Origin of the sequence: Pseudoalteromonas ulvae UL12 (assembly GCF_014925405.1) — a bacterium.
GTDB classification, from domain to species: domain Bacteria; phylum Pseudomonadota; class Gammaproteobacteria; order Enterobacterales; family Alteromonadaceae; genus Pseudoalteromonas; species Pseudoalteromonas ulvae.
This window is the reverse complement of record NZ_AQHJ01000033.1, coordinates 57,608-75,452: the sequence shown is the minus strand read 5'-3', so window position 1 is coordinate 75,452 and position 17,845 is coordinate 57,608. Positions and strand designations below refer to the sequence as shown.

General features: G+C 42.4%; 17 protein-coding genes. 4 read left to right on the top strand and 13 right to left on the bottom strand.

What is annotated here, in order from left to right:
* Nucleotides 1-12: 12 nt before the first annotated feature.
* The gene (locus tag PULV_RS15730; protein ID WP_086744082.1) at nucleotides 13-216 is read right to left on the bottom strand and encodes a hypothetical protein; all 204 of its coding nucleotides are present in this window, start codon (nucleotides 214-216) and stop codon (nucleotides 13-15) included.
* A gap of 69 nt (nucleotides 217-285) precedes the next feature.
* Here PULV_RS15730 and PULV_RS15725 point away from each other — a divergent pair, with 69 nt between their 5' ends.
* The gene (locus tag PULV_RS15725) at nucleotides 286-588 is read left to right on the top strand and encodes a prephenate dehydrogenase (RefSeq protein ID WP_086744081.1); all 303 of its coding nucleotides are present in this window, start codon (nucleotides 286-288) and stop codon (nucleotides 586-588) included.
* A gap of 90 nt (nucleotides 589-678) precedes the next feature.
* A complete protein-coding gene (locus PULV_RS15720) occupies nucleotides 679-996 on the top strand; it encodes a hypothetical protein (RefSeq protein ID WP_086744080.1) in 318 nt (105 codons plus the stop codon).
* A gap of 42 nt (nucleotides 997-1,038) precedes the next feature.
* Here PULV_RS15720 and PULV_RS15715 read toward each other — a convergent pair whose 3' ends face one another.
* Both PULV_RS15715 and PULV_RS15710 read right to left on the bottom strand, forming a co-directional pair.
* Nucleotides 1,039-1,527 carry a DUF3016 domain-containing protein gene (locus tag PULV_RS15715; RefSeq protein ID WP_193332215.1) on the bottom strand — a complete coding sequence of 163 codons (489 nt, stop codon included), beginning with the start codon at nucleotides 1,525-1,527 and terminating at the stop codon, nucleotides 1,039-1,041.
* A 141-nt stretch (nucleotides 1,528-1,668) separates the two neighbouring features.
* Entirely contained in the window at nucleotides 1,669-2,082 is a 414-nt protein-coding gene (locus PULV_RS15710; protein WP_086744078.1) for a hypothetical protein, read from the bottom strand.
* Nucleotides 2,083-2,359: 277 nt separating this feature from the next.
* Here PULV_RS15710 and ahpC point away from each other — a divergent pair, with 277 nt between their 5' ends.
* Nucleotides 2,360-2,929 (top strand): alkyl hydroperoxide reductase subunit C, encoded by a 570-nt coding sequence (gene ahpC / locus PULV_RS15705; RefSeq protein ID WP_086744077.1) that lies wholly within the window; start codon nucleotides 2,360-2,362, stop codon nucleotides 2,927-2,929.
* 56 nt (nucleotides 2,930-2,985) lie between these two features.
* Nucleotides 2,986-4,551, top strand: coding sequence for an alkyl hydroperoxide reductase subunit F (gene ahpF / locus PULV_RS15700; RefSeq protein WP_193332214.1), 1,566 nt, complete (start codon nucleotides 2,986-2,988; stop codon nucleotides 4,549-4,551).
* Between the two features lie 54 nt (nucleotides 4,552-4,605).
* On the opposite strand, the gene PULV_RS15695 is transcribed toward ahpF, so the two are convergent.
* The 10 genes from PULV_RS15695 to PULV_RS15650 form a co-directional block, all read right to left on the bottom strand.
* On the bottom strand, nucleotides 4,606-5,034 hold the full coding sequence (locus tag PULV_RS15695) for a hypothetical protein (protein WP_193332213.1): 429 nt from the start codon (nucleotides 5,032-5,034) through the stop codon (nucleotides 4,606-4,608).
* A 142-nt stretch (nucleotides 5,035-5,176) separates the two neighbouring features.
* Complete coding sequence (gene tldD, locus PULV_RS15690; RefSeq protein WP_086744074.1) at nucleotides 5,177-6,619, bottom strand: metalloprotease TldD; 1,443 nt, start codon at nucleotides 6,617-6,619, stop codon at nucleotides 5,177-5,179.
* Nucleotides 6,609-7,436, bottom strand: coding sequence for a carbon-nitrogen hydrolase family protein (locus PULV_RS15685; protein WP_193332212.1), 828 nt, complete (start codon nucleotides 7,434-7,436; stop codon nucleotides 6,609-6,611). Before PULV_RS15685 ends, tldD begins: the two co-directional genes overlap by 11 nt.
* On the bottom strand, nucleotides 7,433-11,242 hold the full coding sequence (locus PULV_RS15680; RefSeq protein ID WP_193332211.1) for a YhdP family protein: 3,810 nt from the start codon (nucleotides 11,240-11,242) through the stop codon (nucleotides 7,433-7,435). Before PULV_RS15680 ends, PULV_RS15685 begins: the two co-directional genes overlap by 4 nt.
* Complete coding sequence (rng, locus tag PULV_RS15675; RefSeq protein ID WP_193332210.1) at nucleotides 11,242-12,714, bottom strand: ribonuclease G; 1,473 nt, start codon at nucleotides 12,712-12,714, stop codon at nucleotides 11,242-11,244. Before rng ends, PULV_RS15680 begins: the two co-directional genes overlap by 1 nt.
* Nucleotides 12,711-13,304, bottom strand: coding sequence for a Maf family protein (locus PULV_RS15670; protein ID WP_193332209.1), 594 nt, complete (start codon nucleotides 13,302-13,304; stop codon nucleotides 12,711-12,713). Before PULV_RS15670 ends, rng begins: the two co-directional genes overlap by 4 nt.
* On the bottom strand, nucleotides 13,304-13,783 hold the full coding sequence (mreD, locus tag PULV_RS15665; protein ID WP_193332208.1) for a rod shape-determining protein MreD: 480 nt from the start codon (nucleotides 13,781-13,783) through the stop codon (nucleotides 13,304-13,306). The genes PULV_RS15670 and mreD overlap by 1 nt, the downstream gene beginning before the upstream one ends.
* Entirely contained in the window at nucleotides 13,776-14,615 is an 840-nt protein-coding gene (gene mreC / locus PULV_RS15660; protein WP_193332207.1) for a rod shape-determining protein MreC, read from the bottom strand. Before mreC ends, mreD begins: the two co-directional genes overlap by 8 nt.
* Nucleotides 14,615-15,658 carry a rod shape-determining protein gene (locus PULV_RS15655; RefSeq protein ID WP_086744067.1) on the bottom strand — a complete coding sequence of 348 codons (1,044 nt, stop codon included), beginning with the start codon at nucleotides 15,656-15,658 and terminating at the stop codon, nucleotides 14,615-14,617. The genes mreC and PULV_RS15655 overlap by 1 nt, the downstream gene beginning before the upstream one ends.
* Before the next feature lie 161 nt (nucleotides 15,659-15,819).
* Nucleotides 15,820-17,784 (bottom strand): SUMF1/EgtB/PvdO family nonheme iron enzyme, encoded by a 1,965-nt coding sequence (locus PULV_RS15650; RefSeq protein ID WP_193332206.1) that lies wholly within the window; start codon nucleotides 17,782-17,784, stop codon nucleotides 15,820-15,822.
* Nucleotides 17,785-17,845: the final 61 nt, after the last annotated feature.

Sequence of the window (17,845 nt, the reverse complement as noted above, 5' to 3'; positions counted from 1 at the left end):
AAGTACTTTTAGCTAAACCCACACATCAACATTAGCTCCAAGCGTCGCTGAAGGAGGGCTACTAGGTAGGCTCGCGGTCACTTGTGCTGACGCTTGCAATAAAGCTAGCGCAGCTTGCCCTTCTAGCTTCTGATGTGATTTACTCAAAGCAGCGGTATAAACAGCAGCTCCTTCGGAGTGATTCATTGGTACTAAAGAATTTGAATTAATATTCATATCACACTGACTTTTTGGTTCTTAACCTTTATTATAGCGACCGATTTTGAACAAACTTTAGGGTTAATAATGAATTCCATCATTGAGCAATTAAATAACAATTTAAAGATTGTTTATCGTCAAGCATTAGATGCAGATCTGCAATTAGATGAACTAGCAAAGCAAGGTAAAGGTAAATTCGCAGCTTTATTTTCTAAAGACTCAGCTTTTAGCGTCGAAGCTAAACGTTTTAAACCCTATGTGCTTGATGTTGCTACTGATGTTGAAGCGCTCAGCCAACAAGAGACACTCGATCAGGAGCAGTTAAAAACGACTGTGCTAAAATTACAGCAGTTACATCGTTTATTGAGTGACTTTAAGACTGGCGTGTGAATATTCCTCGCCTTTAATGGCAGTAATCACGTTTACTGCCTATACTTTGTCTCACTTATACGAGAGTCTTTATTCGTGTAGGAGGCTCAAATGAATACATCTATCGCTCCAAGCACCAACACTCCTCAAAGTGCTGGTTCCGAGCGCCTGTCAACATCTCAAGCAGAACCCTTCAACCAGCTGCCATCGTTACAGCAATTAACAGCTGATGTCGTCTCTATTTCTGACCAAGCAACAGATTTACAACGCTTACCTCAAGAAGAACCCACTTCACAGCGTGAGCGTAATGCTGAGCAAGGTAATGAAGTCGTGCGTGTTAGTTCAACCATTGGGCAATCAAGTTCACAAGGCAAACTCAATGCTGATCAAGCAAGTAAACTCTACAACGAAATAGCGGCACTGTTGTAAGTGCCGCGATTGATTATTTATGAGCGAGAAAATAAAGAAGTGTTACTGAATCTTGGGCATAAGCTCTTTATCAAACCACTCTGTAATTAACCGTTTCTCATAGTGGAATTCTTCGTCTCTGCCGCGCTTTATTTTATCCATAAAGCTCATGTCTTTAATAGATACATCTGCTTTATCAATCAATTTTCCAGCACCATCTGTCAGCACATAATTAAACTCAACTCGTGGAAAAAAGATTGGCTTCACAATACGCATCTCACGAGAGCCTGAAAAATTTACATCACCAGCTAAGTCAATATCAGTCACTTTCACACCTAATTTATATCCATCAGGAAGTTGCGCAGATAATTCCATAAAGTGCTTTTCAAACTGGCTTTGAATACGTTTGTGGTAAGAGCCACGTACTTCATTACTTGGCCTAACATCTCGGAAATCTTTTAAATCTCCCCACGTAACCGATGCTTCACCAGCATTTACGATGAATGGGCTAGACATCGCAATCACACAGAATAATTTTTTAAAACCTGTCATGTTTTTCTCCAGTCACTTTAAATCTTATAAACACTTTAAACTCAATTAACTTAACTGCTTCTGAATAAATCATCATGAGCTAATTTTAGCCATAAAAAAACGGATCAATGATCCGCTTTTAGTGCAGGCTTTTAAGGTACATTAGTTCAATGCTAAAGGAAATAGCTCTGCGATAGACTCTTTCAAATCACCAGTCATGTCACCAATAAAGCAGACTTTTGACTGATCTGGGACTTTCGCCAAAATCTCTTCGATTTGCGCCTTAATCGAACCATTTTCGATTTTGAGCTCTTCGGCAAAATACTGCTCTTGCTCTGGTTTGATTCGCGTCAATGCTTCAAATGCACCTAACCCGACTGGGGTAAACATAATTTCATTGTTTTCAACGACACCACCAGACAAACAACAATACACTTCTTTGTTATCTGCAATGGTGTGATATACGTGATACTGAATATCACCTTGGTGCTCTTGCATACCGAGCATGGTTAAGATTTCTTGATTTGTTTCTGGACTTGCTGTTACACCAGTCATTAATTCACTGTTAATTTGCATGTTGCCTCCACTTGGCCAATTTTTTGTCATACTCAATTTATTAAACAAGAAGCATGCCAAGAGTGTTTTTTAAACAGCTTGGTCTTTAAGTATAGTATTTTTGCACGCCCCAGCCAGTAAAAAAGCCCTCATTTAAACTCTCGTCATTTATCCATCAACTTTTTAGAACACTACAATTCAATTAATCAATTTTACCACACAATCTAAATCTCATATTCTTTTCATCACAGCAGCACAACTGCTCCACATTTTATTAAACCTTAAAAAGGATAGAACAATGAATACAACTCTTATCAATACAAAACTTCTACCATTTAACGCAATGGCTTATCACAACGGTGACTTTAAAGCCCTTACTGAACAAGACTTACTAGGAAAGTGGTCAGTCGTGTTTTTCTACCCAGCCGATTTCACCTTTGTGTGCCCAACGGAGTTAGGTGATTTAGCAGACAACTACGCAAAACTACAAGAACTAGGTGTTGAAGTTTACTCAGTTTCAACCGACACACACTTTGCACATAAAGCATGGCATGACTCGTCAGACACAATTGGAAAAGTACAATTTCCTATGATTGGCGACCCAACTGGCCGCATCACTCGCAATTTTGGTGTGATGATTGAAGAAGATGGTTTAGCACTTCGCGGTACATTTGTACTCAATCCTGAAGGTGAAATCAAAATTATCGAAACTCACGACTTAGGTATCGGCCGCTCAGCAACTGAGTTACTTCGTAAAATCCAAGCTGCGCAATATGTTGCCGGTCACGATGGCGAAGTATGTCCAGCATCATGGCAGCCAGGTGAAGAGACATTAGCACCATCATTAGACCTAGTTGGCAAAATCTAACTTAACATATGCAGCCAAGTTGGCTTGGCTGCTCTTTTTCTCTCAAGGAGGTCATCATGTTAGACACTAAGATAAAATCACAACTACAAACTCATTTTTCGGCTATTTCACACCCTGTTCAATTGGTGATTAATCTTGATGAGAGTAAAAAATCCATTGAACTAAACCAGTTGGCAACTGAACTGAGTGAACTTAATCCACTGATTTCACTCTCAACCACACAGCTCTCAGAACGACGCTCTCCGATGCTCTCGGTCTTAGGACCTCGCAGTGAAATTAATTTTGCTGGTGTACCTATGGGTCATGAGTTTACCAGCTTAATTTTGGCTATTTTGCACACTGGTGGTCATGACAGCAAAATAGATCCTGAACAAATCGCTCAAATTCAATCTCTCGAAAATGAATTGAACTTCGAGATATATATTTCCCTCAGTTGCCAAACCTGCCCCGGCGTAGTGCAAGCACTGAACAGCATGGCGGCAATCAACCCGAACATAAAGGCGACCATGATTGATGGCGCACTTTTCCAAGATGAAGTGCAACAACGCAATATTTTATCTGTGCCTGCTGTGTATTTAAATGGCCAACCTTTCAGCCAAGGTGCTATTTCACTGACTGATATCTTAAGCAAAGTCGACTCGTCCAGTGCAGAAAAAACCGTTGCAAAGCTTAACGAAAAAGATCAATACGATGTGTTGATTGTTGGAGCAGGTCCTGCTGGTGCTGCAGCGGCCGTTTACTCTGCACGTAAAGGTCTCAAAACAGCACTTGTGGCAGAAAAATTTGGGGGGCAAGTGACTGAAACCTTAGGGATTGAGAATTTTCTATCAGTCAAGGCGACTCAAGGCCCGCAATTAGTCGCGCAACTTGAAGAACATGTCCGCGATTATGATGTTGATTTAATAACACACCAAAGAGCGCAATCACTTCGCTCAGATAACGGTTTCATTCTTGATTTAGAAAGTGGCGCGCACCTAACAGCTAAATCAGTTGTCGTTGCAACGGGTGCACGGTGGCGTGAAATGAATGTACCCGGAGAAAAAGAATACCGAGGCCATGGTGTTGCATACTGCCCTCATTGTGATGGTCCATTATTTAAAGGAAAGCGCGTTGCGGTTATTGGTGGAGGTAACTCAGGTATTGAAGCTGCGATTGATTTAGCCAATATTACCGATCATGTCACGGTTCTTGAGTTTGCTGAACAGTTACGAGCTGATGCGGTCTTAATTAAAAAGGCACGTAGTTTAGGTAACATTACAATTATCACTCAGGCACAAACCACCGAAGTACTGGGAGATGGTAACAAGGTCACCGGCTTAACTTACCTAGATCGAGCGACCCAACAAGTTCAGCACATCGAGCTTGCCGGTATTTTTGTACAAATTGGTTTATTGCCCAATACCGATTGGCTAAAAGATTCACTAAGTCTTTCGCCTCAAGGGGAAGTCATAACAGATAAGCATGGCGCAACATCAATGCCTGGCGTTTTCGCTGCGGGAGATGTCACTGACACACCATACAAGCAAATAATCATTGCAATAGGAAGTGGTGCAACGGCCAGCTTAGGCGCCTTTGATTATCTAATTAGACACGATGAGAATACAACAGAATTCGCAGCTTGATCTTTAATACACCCAATCAAGTTGAGTCTCCAAAGCCGCTATCGCGGCTTTTTTTTACAACATCACACTGGCACTATAGGCCACACCTTCACAATTCAACTGGCGCTGGCAACCACTTCTACGCTGTAGACTACAGTGCTCTAACACCATTGAATTTGCACCTAAATTATAAGCTTGGATTTTTAGGTCTTTAATCAGCTTTTTTTGCATGATATGAACACGCTGCGCTGCGCTTAAACACGCTTCACTGGCTATAAAACCCATTTTGATCGCGCCTAACTGTTGCGCTGCAAGAGTATTAGACAACATCACCAAATTAGATGGCTTAAACACCACCTGAGTGTTATTGACTGGTTGAGTATTTAACTGCTTTGGAGGATGTAGAACCGGAGGAGTCTGATCGTTTGACTCTGATACATTAGGGGCGATACACGCAGATAAACTTAGCAAACTAAAACAGGTCCATCCCCATCGATACCACATTGGCACTCTCTTTTTATTAAAAATCAGATAGTAGCAAATGAAACTGCCCTCAAACTATATTGGTTACACATAAATCACACAAAAAAAGGCCGTTAGTTACGACCTTTTCATATTTAAATGGCTGATTGCTTTATATCTGTAATTAAGCGGTGCCACCTACGGTCAATTCATCAATACGAAGGCTTGGTTGCCCCACTCCAACCGGGACACTTTGCCCATCTTTACCGCAGACACCAACTCCGTTATCTAACGATAAATCATTACCCACCATGGAGATTTTTTGCATCACCTCTGGGCCATTACCAATTAAAGTCGCTCCTTTTATTGGTCTTGTGACTCGCCCATTTTCAATTAAATACGCCTCAGATGCAGAAAAAACAAATTTTCCAGAAGTGATATCAACTTGCCCACCGCCAAAATTGGCAGCAAAAATACCGTTCTTAACACTCGCTATTATATCCTCTTGGCTACTTTCGCCTGCCAACATGTAAGTATTTGTCATCCGCGGCATAGGTAAATGTGCATAAGATTCACGACGTCCATTCCCTGTCGGAGCCACTCCCATTAACCGAGCATTCAACTTGTCTTGCATATAACCTTTGAGGATACCATTTTCAATCAATACGTTATAAGCCGCGGGTGTGCCTTCATCATCAATATTTAAAGAACCGCGACGATTTGCAAGAGTGCCATCATCAACCACAGTACATAATTCTGAAGCAACCTTTTCACCGACTCGTCCACTAAATGCAGATGCTTCTTTTCGATTAAAGTCGCCTTCTAAACCATGACCCACCGCTTCATGCAAAAGTACACCAGGCCAGCCACCACCTAGCACAACAGGCATCGCACCGGCTGGCGCATCAATCGCATCCAAATTAACGCGAGCTTGATGAATTGCATCCTCGGCGTAAGCCATCCACCGCGGTTTACCAGCCTCTAACTCATAAAAATAACCATAATCTAACCGTGCGCCGCCACCAGCACCACCGCGCTCACGACGTCCGTTTTTTTCTAACAGCACCGAACAATTCAAGCGAATTAAAGGGCGTTGATCCGTTGCGAAGGTACCATCACTGGCAGCAACTAACACTTCTTCATAAACGGCAGATAAAGACGTCACCACCTGACTTGCTTCGGGAGCAAGCTGACGAATATATTGCTCAATCTCTCGAAGTAGCTCGACTTTTTTATCATCCGACATACTTGAAATTGGTTTGGCTGCTTCAAATTGCAACGGACTGTCGATATCAGAAAAAACTTGTACGGTTTTATTTTGCCCTGCTTTTGCAATGCTTCTTGCAGCTGTTGCTGCCTGATTAAGCGCTTCTAAATTAATTGCATCAGAATACGAAAAACCCGTTTTCTCGCCACTGACAGCTCGCACCCCAACGCCACGCTCAATGTTATAAGAGCCTTCTTTGACTAAACCATCTTCCAACATCCATGATTCGTGGTAGCTCGACTGAAAATATAAATCTGCATAGTCAACCTGATGCTGAAGAATAAACGCTAAGGTTTTTTCTAAATCTTCACGACATAGCGAACTATTTTTTAACAGGTTATTTTCGACTTCAGAATTCATTTTTTAACTCACATGTGAACTTAGTGTGTGAAATTATAGGCATTTTCGCTCGAATTTGCTCTAGCATTGACCTATCTAGGGTATGGTAAATTAAACCACAGTGTTTTTTATTCTCTGCCATTATGTCGCCCCAAGGCGAAATAATAACACTATGGCCATAAGTATGACGACCATGACCATGATCGCCAACTTGCGCTGCAGCCACCACGTAGCATTGATTTTCAATCGCTCTGGCACGCAGTAATGCATGCCAATGTGCCTCACCTGTTGGGCAGGTAAATGCACTGGGAACCAGCAAAATTTCTGCACCTTCCAAACGCATTTTATTATATAAAGCAGGAAAGCGGACATCATAACAAACAGAGAGTCCTATCGGACCAAATGGAGAATCAACCACCACGACTTCATTACCGGCAGCTGTATAACGTGATTCTTGGTATTGACCCGTGCCATCGGCCACCTCAACATCAAACAAATGCATCTTGTGGTAACAACCGACGACCTCACCTTGCGCATTGAATAACAAAGAAGCCGCCCAATGCTGTGTCTGTGATGCCGGCAACGGGATCGTACCCGCCGAGAGCCAAATGTTATGCTCTTGACACAGTGCCACTAACTGTTTTATGACCTCATCAGCTTGACCATTATTCGCTAATTGCAGGTTTGCATCAGCAGCACCAGCAAAACAGGCAAAGCCTTCGGGTAAACACAATAATAAAGGGCGCTCTTTTGGTAAATTTAAGCATTGTTGCTTTAACTCATCCATATTTTGCGTCACATCGGGGCATGATGTCATTTGCAGGCATGCGATTATCATGGTTGAGGCTGCTCTATTGTTGGAGGATCATTGGCGACTTGCGGTAATGCCACTTCACGGCTTTTTCTGCCAAGTTCAGTGACGATAGGCTCATCCATGGTGCCATTAATTTTAAAGTTAATTTCCGAAATTACGCGAGCCGAATGTATCACTTTATCAATTGCCAGCGCCGCTAATCCTGTAACAGGATTCACCATCCAAGCGACAATAACCGGAATACTTGATGTAACTTCAGGTGCAACAGCAAGGTCATAATCAATTTTTTTGGTATTTAAATCCGCATAACCTTTTATGCTTATATCCGCTGGGACACCATCAATTTTTGTATCTGAAGTCCGAGCAATGCCTTTTTCAATCTGCAGGCTTCCTTTTAAACTGTTATAGAAAAAGCCTTTGGCGAATACATCCCTAAAATCAAGTTTTAGCTTTCGAACCAATGAATCAAGGCTTAACAACGAAAACACCCGCGCCCCACCATCACTCACTTCGCTTAAATGCCCTTCTCCTAAATCAAGCTTGAGATCTCCTGACAAGCTTGTGGTGTTAAACTCATAAGGAGTACCTTGCCAATTGAGATTCAATGACGCTTGTGCCCGAGAATCTTTGATTGATGATGTTAAATCAAATTCATCAAATAACTCACCAATATCATCGCTCGTAAATTGCCCAAAAAGCGAGGTAATGCCTGCCCGCCACTCACCTTTTGCTTTAAGGGTGTGCTCCGTCTTATCAATAATCAAATCACTAATTAAGATACCATCTTCACCGGGATCTAAATTTAAAATCACTCGGTCAAGCTGGTAACTGCCGACTTTACAATCAGCGCAATTAAAACGAATAGAAGGAAGCGATTTTAGCCAATCTGTGTTGGCATCAGGTTGGGCTTCAGATTCAGTGTTTGGTAAGTTAATTCTTAAGTAATCAGCTTCGACATAAATAGGTCGTTGTGCAAGTACTTTTGGGATACTGACTTCTGCTCGAAGCTCTTTTGCCATTAATTTCAACTGAGTCGATTGATCAAAGTTATCTAGTTTAAAATCAAGTTGATTAAACACGATCCCAGATAAATCTACCTCTGCGACATTGCCTTGGATTTTGCCCAAACTCGGCATAAAAGAGTGCTGCTGTGATTGCTGGCTCTTTTCTATTATGTGATCAATAAATGGGATCCACTGGTTTAAATTCGCATGGGGCAAGGCAATGGTCACATCAAAATCTTGCTGATTAATCCCTAAATCTTTTTGCGCCACCACTAAATGGGCGCGAGTAATTTTTCCAGTATCATTGGCCAAAAAGCCATTAAAAAATAGTTTGTCATCAATCCCGACCCGAATAAGGTTAGAAATCTCATCCCCGATAACCGTACCCGTTAAATTCCACTGCTGATCCGCTGACTTTGCATAAGGTGGCGGCAATAAGCTGGTTAACCCTTCAAGATTAGAATGAATGGTCGCTTGATAATTAAACCCTGATTCAGGGAAACTCAAATCTAAATTAGCAGCTAAAGGTAAATCATCAGTAAGATAGCCTGTCAGTAATCCACTCCCCTTGCCAATAAATTCTTCAACAGGCCAATTAGCGGCAAGTTGAACATTTAATTGATATTCTTTATCTTTTTGTACGCCTTCAACCGAAAAAGACAAAGGCAAACCTAACCAATTCGCCGTTGCACCTTGCAACTCAATCTGGCTATTCTCAAAACGCAATATGCCATTGACCTGCGTTAAGGGTAAACCGGGCTGGCTGATATACATATCGGCACTATTGAGGTCAACACTGCCACTGGCGATAACCTGAGGGTTGTCAAGGCCAATAGCTAAGTGCACTTTACCTTTAACGAGCCCATTACCTTGTACAACTTTTAATACAGAACCCAATGGCTTAGCTAATGGCGTCCCATCAAAAAAGGGCGCCAATGTCTGAGCCTGCGCTTGCGTATCAATATCAACGGTTAACAAAGATGCATCAGCTAAATCAGCAATACTGACGGTAACCGATTGACCTAAGGCTAAATTAACCAGTTCTCCTTGCTGGCTATAAATATCCATTCGCTCACCAGTAAAGACTAATTCAGCAACGAGATCATTAATCGTTGGCCAGTTGGGCTGAAACTGAAAAACTCCATCGACTACATCTGCTCGTACTTCAAACTTGCCATTATTGTCTGAGTAAGGAAAATCAGCGATTTTTCCTTGCCATAGCAGCCTGACCTTGTCGAGAACACCACCTTTAATTGCGCCATTCAAATAATCGATGGTTCCTTGAGGCATATACCCTCGCGGGTAATATTGGCGGGCTAATGTCGCCTGAGGTCCCATCACTTCAAGGTATAATTCGACTGCTTTGTCTTGGCCTAAATCAAGTGCGAGCTCACCGCCTAACGATAAATCTTGATTGTGTAACCAGATATTGTCACTGGTAACTTGCCAGCCATTTGATTGCTTTTGTAAGTCAAAATCAAGATTCAGTTGCTGGTAGGCTATGGCCTGACTAAACAGATTACCGGTTAACAGATAATTATCTTCGCCACTAATTTCGATGCGGCCACGTTCTGGACTCAAAGCTAACGTCAGTGATAACCCCTGCATACCTGGAATGTCTTCCAGATTATTCCAACCCAATTCAGCCCCTTTGAGCTGAATGAGCCAATCTGATTCATCTTTAAATTGCAGGTAAGTTTGCTCAAGCATGCCGCTAGGCTGACGAGCAATGAAGGGGGATAAACTATTCAGAGATTCAAATTGCGCAATTTGACGCAGTAATGCCAAGTTTAAATGATTAACTTGTGCTTGGTAGCCCGCTGCGGATTTGTCTAAGTGAATGCCTAAATCCGGCCACGCTTTTTGATTCGTACTTAACTTTAAATGTGAACTATCGAGCTGCCAGCCGCCAGTTTGTGGCTGCCAACGAAGGCTGCCAGATTCTATTGCTAAACGCTGCTCTTGCTGTTGATATTGCCAAGAAAGGCTACTAGGTTGCCATTCGAGCTGTAATGATTTAATCATTTGCTCATCAATTCGCGCCCATAGTTCAAAATTAACATCTGATTTGAGTTTAGTAATATGGTCAGGGGTGAGATCAGTCAATAAGGGCGCAAGACTGAGTGTCTTACCAGCAATATATAACTCACCAAACGCACTCGAAAACTGCTCGCCATATAAATCAATAATTACATCTAAAGAGTTTTCAGCGATGCCAGGTAAGCTAATACGGCCTTGACCTTGGTGTTTTTGATCTTTATTTTGCCAACTTACATTTTCGATCGCGATGGAGCGTCGCTGGCCATTTTGTAAATAGATTTCCAGTAAGCTATTTTCTAACGCAAAATGCCCAATATTACCGAGAAAAAGCCCCTCGATTAAATCAAGCTCAGAGGAGCCGCTCGTATCTGTTTGCGCTTTTTGTTGTTTAAGTAACTCGGTAGTATTGACGGAAGCAGTCACACCGTTTAAAACAAAATAACTTGAGCGCACTTGACGGTCGAGTAAAGACTGCCACAAATTAATCTGCAATCGGGTTTCGGCAATCAGTAAATCAACAGGTGCGATGTCGTTGGGCTGAAAAGAGATATTCTCTAAAACCAGTGCGGGTCCGGTATTTTGCCAAGCAGCAGTAATACTACCAATGTAAAGCTCGACGCCAAATTGCTGCGCGATAATCCCTTCAAAGTCAGATTTATACTGATTTGCATAAGGTAAACTGTATTTCAAAATGGATAGCAGTACAGCGACTAACACTAAGGTGATCGCTGTTACTTGCCAAATTTTTCTTAAACAAAAAAAACACCACGTTGAAATTTTTTGCACTACATCATTACCACATCAAATTGCTCTTGATTATACAAGCTCTCAATCTGTATTTTGATAGGTTTACCAATAAATAGTTCAAGTTCAGCTAGGTTATGATATTCATCATTTAACAATGCCTCACTGACGGATTGCGATGCATACACCACAAACTTATCTGCAGCATACGCGCGATTGACTCTGACAATCTCACGCAAAATTTCGTAACAGACCGTCTCTACCGTTTTCAGCGCTCCGCGACCGTCACACACAGGACACACACCACACAATATATGCCCTAAGCTTTCACGAGTGCGCTTTCGGGTCATTTCGACCAAACCCAGTGTGGAAAAGCCATTAATATTCGCTTTTGCGCGATCTTTTTGTAGTGCAACTTCCAAAGAGTGTAGCACCCTGCGTTTGTGATCGGCTGTTGTCATATCAATGAAATCTATGATGATAATACCGCCTAAATTTCGCAAACGTAATTGACGCGCAATCGCTTGCGTGGCTTCTGTGTTGGTATTAAAAATCGTTTCTTCTAAATTACGATGGCCAACAAACGCACCGGTATTAATATCAATGGTGGTCATCGCTTCTGTCTGATCGATAATCAGGTACCCGCCAGACTTTAGCTCCACTTTACGTTTCAGCGCTTTTTGTACTTCATTTTCTACATCAAAAAGATCGAAAATAGGTCGCTCACCTGGGTAATACTCAAGTGTCGGGGTCAGCTCAGGAACAAACTCTTCAGTAAACTCTTTGAGCTCCTGAAAGGCGAGTTTAGAGTCAACACGAATGCGCTCCATATCCTCACCAACATAATCTCTTAAAGTACGAAATGCCAAGGTCAAATCGCCATGAAGCAAGACTTCTTTTCGGGCCGCTTTGCGTCTGGTGACAATTTTTTGCCATAGTTTTTTCAAAAACTTCGCATCATGGGCCAGTTCAACTTCACTCGCCCCTTCCGCTGCAGTGCGAACAATAAAACCACCTTCTTCGTCATTGTATTCTGCAACAATTTCTTTTAAGCGCTTTCGCTCTTCATCCGTTTCGATGCGCTGGCTCACGCCAACATGTGTTGCATCTGGCATAAACACTAAGTAACGCGATGGGATGGTAATTTCTGTTGTTAGTCGCGCGCCTTTAGTACCGAGAGGGTCTTTGACCACTTGCACAATAATATGCTGCCCTTGGCGAACTAACTCTCTAATATCCTGAACTTTCTTTATTGGCTGCTCATCGACACCTTCAACAATTGACGCACTATTGACGATATCTGATGCATGTAAAAACGCCGCTTTATCAAGCCCTATATCAACAAAAGCAGCTTGCATGCCTGGTAGCACTCGACTGACTTTACCTTGATAGATATTCCCAACGATCCCTAGATTTCCTGCCCGCTCATGCTCAACTTCTTGTAATACACCATTTTCAATCAGTGCAACACGTGTTTCATTTGGCGTGACATTAATTAATAATTCACTGCTCATTGCTCGGTTCCTACCAATGATAATGCCTGTTCAAAGCGAAGTAACAATTGTTCGGTTTCATATAAGGGTAGACCGACCACCGCAAAATAGCTGCCATTTAACTGACTAACAAATCGACCACCTAACCCTTGAATACCATATCCGCCAGCCTTATCGTGCGGTTCACCTGAATGCCAATAGTCAGCAATTTCAGCCTCGGATAGCACTCGAAAAGTCACGTCTGTAATCACTACATCTGTCAGAGTCAATTCACTCGTCGCCACCGAAATTGCAGTCATAACTTGATGCGTGTTACCTGATAACAACGCCATCATTTGCGCTGCATCTTGTTGGCTTTTTGGCTTGCCTAACACGCGGTCATTAATCACAACAATCGTATCCGATCCTAAAACAGGACGATCATCATACCCCATAGCCACACCGGTTTGCGCTTTTAACTGAGCTAAGCGTGCCACATGCTCATAGGGTGTTTCATTTGGTAAAGCAGATTCATCTGCATCAACACTAAATTGCAAAAACTCAACATTAAGTTGAGTAAGGAGTTCTCGACGACGAGGTGATGCTGAGGCTAGATAAATAGGTTGAAGCATTAACGGATCCTAAAATTACGTCGATATTTACGCAATAGCAAGAATATCCATGGCCAACAAAGTGCGCCTGTTAGCACTGGCCATAAGTATTGCGGTAGAAAATAAATATCGATAAGAAAGTGGCTTAGCCAAAATTGAATAAGGTGGTAAAGCGCTAAAAATAAGGCGATTAAAAAAGCTTGCTGCCACACTGAAAAATTACGAATTTTTTGATAGTTACTGGCTGTAATGTAAATTGATATCGAATAGGCCAACGAATGCACGCCAAGTGGCGAACCCAAAGCTAGATCCATCAATAGGCCCGTTAACCAAGCGACCCCTATATTTACTCGATGCGGTAACGCAATCGACCAATACATTAATACCAATAACACCCAATCCGGTCGAAAAGCTTCGATGGCGATAGGGAGTGGCACTAATGCCATGACTAACGCTGAAAAAATAGAAAAACTAATAAGCCAGAAATGTCGACTAGTCATTTAGAGCAGCCTCATCTGATTGCCATAACAACACCAGTAAACGAATCCGATCGAGCTGAGCAACAGGTTCTGCAAACACTTGAGCAAAAGGCTGTCCTTCGTCACGAGTAATTTTAGTGACCGTCGCAACAGGGTACCCTTCCGGAAATACGCCACCTAAGCCCGAACTGTATAAGATATCTCCAATACGGATATCCATACTATGTGGAACATGAGAAAGCTTAACTTGATTAATTTTACCTATGCCTTCCACAACAGTTCGCACGTTATTACGTAAAATTCGAACCGGTGTTGCATGCATAATGTCCGTCATTAATAGCACTCTACTAGTCGTACTACCAACCTGCGTCACTTGACCAACGATCCCCATTTCATCAACGACTGCAACTCCCTCGACCACCTGATCAAGTAGCCCTTTATTGATTACGACTTGATGACTATATGGGTTAGAGTGGACCGACAACACTTGCGAAACGAGTTTTTTATTCTCTTGAACTTTTGATGATCCCAACAACGCTCGAAGCTTACGATTTTCTTGCTCAAGAAAAGCAAACTGCTGTAATCGCTCACTATTTAAAAGCTGCTGGGTTTTGAGTTGATCGTTTTCTTGATTGAGGTAACGACGACTTTGCAAGTTTTCTGAGCCCCAACTAAAGAGCTCATAGGGTAAATTCGCAAAATAAAACAGCGGACTAACAATGGTATTGAGACTGGTCCGAACGGCAGATGCGCCATCAGTATAACGATCTCCAAACATTAAAGCCGCACTCAAAACAACTGCGATAACTAATCGCAGGTGTAAGGGTGCGCTTCTTCCAAAAAGTAAGTTCATCAGTCGTAACTAAAAACATCACCACCATGCATATCGATCATTTCGAGTGCTTTCCCCCCCCCACGAGCCACACACGTGAGAGGATCATCGGCAACCACAACAGGGATCCCTGTTTCTTCCATTAATAAACGATCAAGATCTCTTAATAATGCACCACCACCCGTTAATACCATACCGTGAGCAGAAATATCTGAAGCCAACTCAGGCGGTGACTGCTCAAGTGCAACCATTACAGCACTAACAATTCCTTGTAACGGCTCTTGCAATGCTTCTAAAATCTCATGAGAGTTAAGAGTAAATGAACGAGGAACACCTTCGGCTAAATTGCGGCCTCGGACTTCAATCTCTTTAATATCGTCAGTTTTAAATGCTGAGCCAATTTCGTGTTTAATCCTTTCAGCAGTCGCTTCGCCGATTAAACTACCAAAGTTACGACGTACATAGTTAATAATCGCTTCATCGAACTTATCACCACCAATACGTACTGATGATGAGTAGACAATTCCGTTGAGTGAAATAATAGCCACTTCAGTGGTACCACCACCGATATCAACAACCATTGAGCCCGTTGCTTCAGAGACAGGTAGACCTGCACCTATCGCAGCAGCCATTGGCTCTTCAATTAAGTACACTTCTCGTGCACCCGCGCCCATTGCTGACTCACGAATTGCTCGCTTTTCAACTTGCGTCGCACCACAAGGCACACAAATCAGTACTCGCGGGCTTGGTCGTAAGAAATTATTGTTATGAACTTGCTTAATGAAGTGCTGTAACATTTTTTCTGTTACATAAAAGTCTGCAATAACGCCATCTTTCATCGGGCGAATTGCTTTAATATTACCAGGCGTTCGGCCTAGCATTTGTTTAGCTTCATGGCCGACAGAGGCGACGCTTTTTGGGCCACCAGGCTTATCATGGCGAATTGCAACCACTGAAGGTTCGTTAAGAACAATCCCCTGCTCTTTGACGTAAATTAACGTATTGGCTGTACCCAGATCTATGGATAAATCATTTGAAAAAATACCGCGTAGTTTTTTAAACATGGAACTGGCTAATCCTTGTATTTTCTTGTTCTTAGTGTCTGCGCTAACTCTACCAACGACTCTTTAAATCAGCAAGAATTACTACCAAGTTAGCACTATTTTTTTGAAATATGAGCACTGAATCGCGACAAAAAGAAACGGGAGGCTTAGCCTCCCGTCTTTTATCGTTCTCTGACTAGCCTAAAGCCAATATAATTGGCTCTAAAATCAGTGGACAAAATAAGGCGGGTTGATGAGCGAGCTAAGCTTGGTGCAAAGTTCCACGCACCTCCTCGAACTGCAACATCTGATTGTGCTGCTGTTTTCTGTGTCCATTCCCAGACATTACCGACCATATCGTAAAGGCCGTATTCATTTGGCTGAAAAGACCCAACTGGAGCCGCACTTTGATTCGACCAAGCACTGCCACACCAGCCACAATTAGCTAAATTACTACCAATGTCATTCCCCCAAGCATAATCACTGCTTGAACCTGCACGGGCTGCATATTCCCATTCAACTTCTGTAGGTAAGCGATACTGCTGGCCTGTTTTAGAGGTTAACCAATCAGCAAATGCTTTAGCATCATTATACGTGAGGCATACAACTGGAAAATCATCACTTTGTTCATAACCTGGGCTTTTCCAGTTTAAACCCGGCTCCCAAACAGGCTCACCATTTAGGTAGTAGGCACAGCCTTTTCCAGTTTCTGCTTCAGTGGTGTAATTCGACTCAGAGACAAATGTTTGATACTGCCCAACTGTGACTTCTTTTTTATGTATAACAAACGAATCACTGAGGATTTTGTTTGCTACCGGCAGCTCATTGGCTAAGCCATTTCCGGTTAAATCACCCATTTCAAACTCACCAGCTGGGATCACCACCATGTCAGAGGAAGTGTCAGTCGTGGTATTTAATACTGCTGGGGCGGCAACGATTTGTGTGAGTTCTGAAGATTCTTTACGCAGATTGGCGCGAATAGTTCGGGTACTACGCAGATTGACTGTTTGGCGAAATGGTTGATAACCCACTTTACGGATTTCGACGTCATGCAAACCTTGAGGTAATTCGACTTGTAGCTTAGTCGAGCCATAGCTCACACCATCGATGAATACTTCATCATCAAATACGTTAGAACGTAGTGTTAGCTCATGACGAAGCGATTGCTCTGGTTTAGCTAGCACTGACACTTGAGGTTGAGTGTAGCTTTCTTGTGATGCTTCCACAGGCATGTCACTGAAACTTACTACGGGCACTGAATATGTTTGTCCGACCGTTTGCTGGTAAGTATTGGTCAAAGACGCGCCGCCAAACTCACCGCAGAAACGGTTGTCTAAGTTTAATAGTTGGCATAAACGGCCATTATTAACCGCGCCGCGCATGGCAACACTTAAATTAACATTATAATTGCCTTGTCCACTAAACTCACTCGACACGACATGACTACTTAATACTTGCGCTTGCGCACCGGCCATATTTCGTTTTGGTTCAACCGTTCTAATCTCGCTTAAATTGGCGAAAATTTGATCCATAAACCGTTTTGTAGCTTTTTGTAACCCTAAGTGCTGGCCTCGTTGCTCACACGTAGCGAGTGTCTCTGTGCGCTTACAGTTGACCGTATGAGTGACTTCCACGGTTCCTTCACGTGTAAACTCGTTGCGTAAACGCTCGATTCTTGCGGTATTGCGCTGCTCTTTTAAACCCTCAAGGACATTTAATAAAGCATGCTTGGACACTCTGATTTTTTCTATTTCTTTACGGTGGGAAGCTATCGCTGACAGCTGCAGTGCAATATCATCTTTATTTTGTTTATGTTGCCCTATTGCTTCTTGATAGCGGGTTTTGGCTTCGCCAATATCGATAGAAGGGTCTTCAATCATGCGACGGTACATATCGTTCATTGCATCAAGCGCTTGATTTTTCTCCTTATCAAGCTTACTAGAACGGGCTCTTAGCAAGTCCAATTGCTGCTGCAATTGACTCTCTTCTTTTAAGTGCTTTTCAAGTACATCTGTAAAGTTGTCAAACTCAGTTTGCTTAATAGAGATATCAGATTCGATACTAGAGACGGTATTTCCATCTTGAGCTTGAGCATTTAACGCAAATAAACTGATTGATATTAATATAGATAAAGGAGCTAGTCGCATACATTCCATTCCCAAAACGGCCGATTTTTGGTTCTTATTGTTTTTTATTCTAAATTGCCCT

What these genes read in the sequence shown, in the direction of transcription:
- PULV_RS15730 (WP_086744082.1), bottom strand. Translation starts at nt 216, where the DNA reads ATGAATATTAATTCAAATTCTTTAGTACCAATGAATCACTCCGAAGGA.
- PULV_RS15725 (WP_086744081.1), top strand. Translation starts at nt 286, where the DNA reads ATGAATTCCATCATTGAGCAATTAAATAACAATTTAAAGATTGTTTAT.
- PULV_RS15720 (WP_086744080.1), top strand. Translation starts at nt 679, where the DNA reads ATGAATACATCTATCGCTCCAAGCACCAACACTCCTCAAAGTGCTGGT.
- PULV_RS15715 (WP_193332215.1), bottom strand. Translation starts at nt 1,527, where the DNA reads ATGACAGGTTTTAAAAAATTATTCTGTGTGATTGCGATGTCTAGCCCA.
- PULV_RS15710 (WP_086744078.1), bottom strand. Translation starts at nt 2,082, where the DNA reads ATGCAAATTAACAGTGAATTAATGACTGGTGTAACAGCAAGTCCAGAA.
- ahpC (WP_086744077.1), top strand. Translation starts at nt 2,360, where the DNA reads ATGAATACAACTCTTATCAATACAAAACTTCTACCATTTAACGCAATG.
- ahpF (WP_193332214.1), top strand. Translation starts at nt 2,986, where the DNA reads ATGTTAGACACTAAGATAAAATCACAACTACAAACTCATTTTTCGGCT.
- PULV_RS15695 (WP_193332213.1), bottom strand. Translation starts at nt 5,034, where the DNA reads ATGTGGTATCGATGGGGATGGACCTGTTTTAGTTTGCTAAGTTTATCT.
- tldD (WP_086744074.1), bottom strand. Translation starts at nt 6,619, where the DNA reads ATGAATTCTGAAGTCGAAAATAACCTGTTAAAAAATAGTTCGCTATGT.
- PULV_RS15685 (WP_193332212.1), bottom strand. Translation starts at nt 7,436, where the DNA reads ATGATAATCGCATGCCTGCAAATGACATCATGCCCCGATGTGACGCAA.
- rng (WP_193332210.1), bottom strand. Translation starts at nt 12,714, where the DNA reads ATGAGCAGTGAATTATTAATTAATGTCACGCCAAATGAAACACGTGTT.
- PULV_RS15670 (WP_193332209.1), bottom strand. Translation starts at nt 13,304, where the DNA reads ATGCTTCAACCTATTTATCTAGCCTCAGCATCACCTCGTCGTCGAGAA.
- mreD (WP_193332208.1), bottom strand. Translation starts at nt 13,783, where the DNA reads ATGACTAGTCGACATTTCTGGCTTATTAGTTTTTCTATTTTTTCAGCG.
- mreC (WP_193332207.1), bottom strand. Translation starts at nt 14,615, where the DNA reads ATGAACTTACTTTTTGGAAGAAGCGCACCCTTACACCTGCGATTAGTT.
- PULV_RS15655 (WP_086744067.1), bottom strand. Translation starts at nt 15,658, where the DNA reads ATGTTTAAAAAACTACGCGGTATTTTTTCAAATGATTTATCCATAGAT.
- PULV_RS15650 (WP_193332206.1), bottom strand. Translation starts at nt 17,784, where the DNA reads ATGCGACTAGCTCCTTTATCTATATTAATATCAATCAGTTTATTTGCG.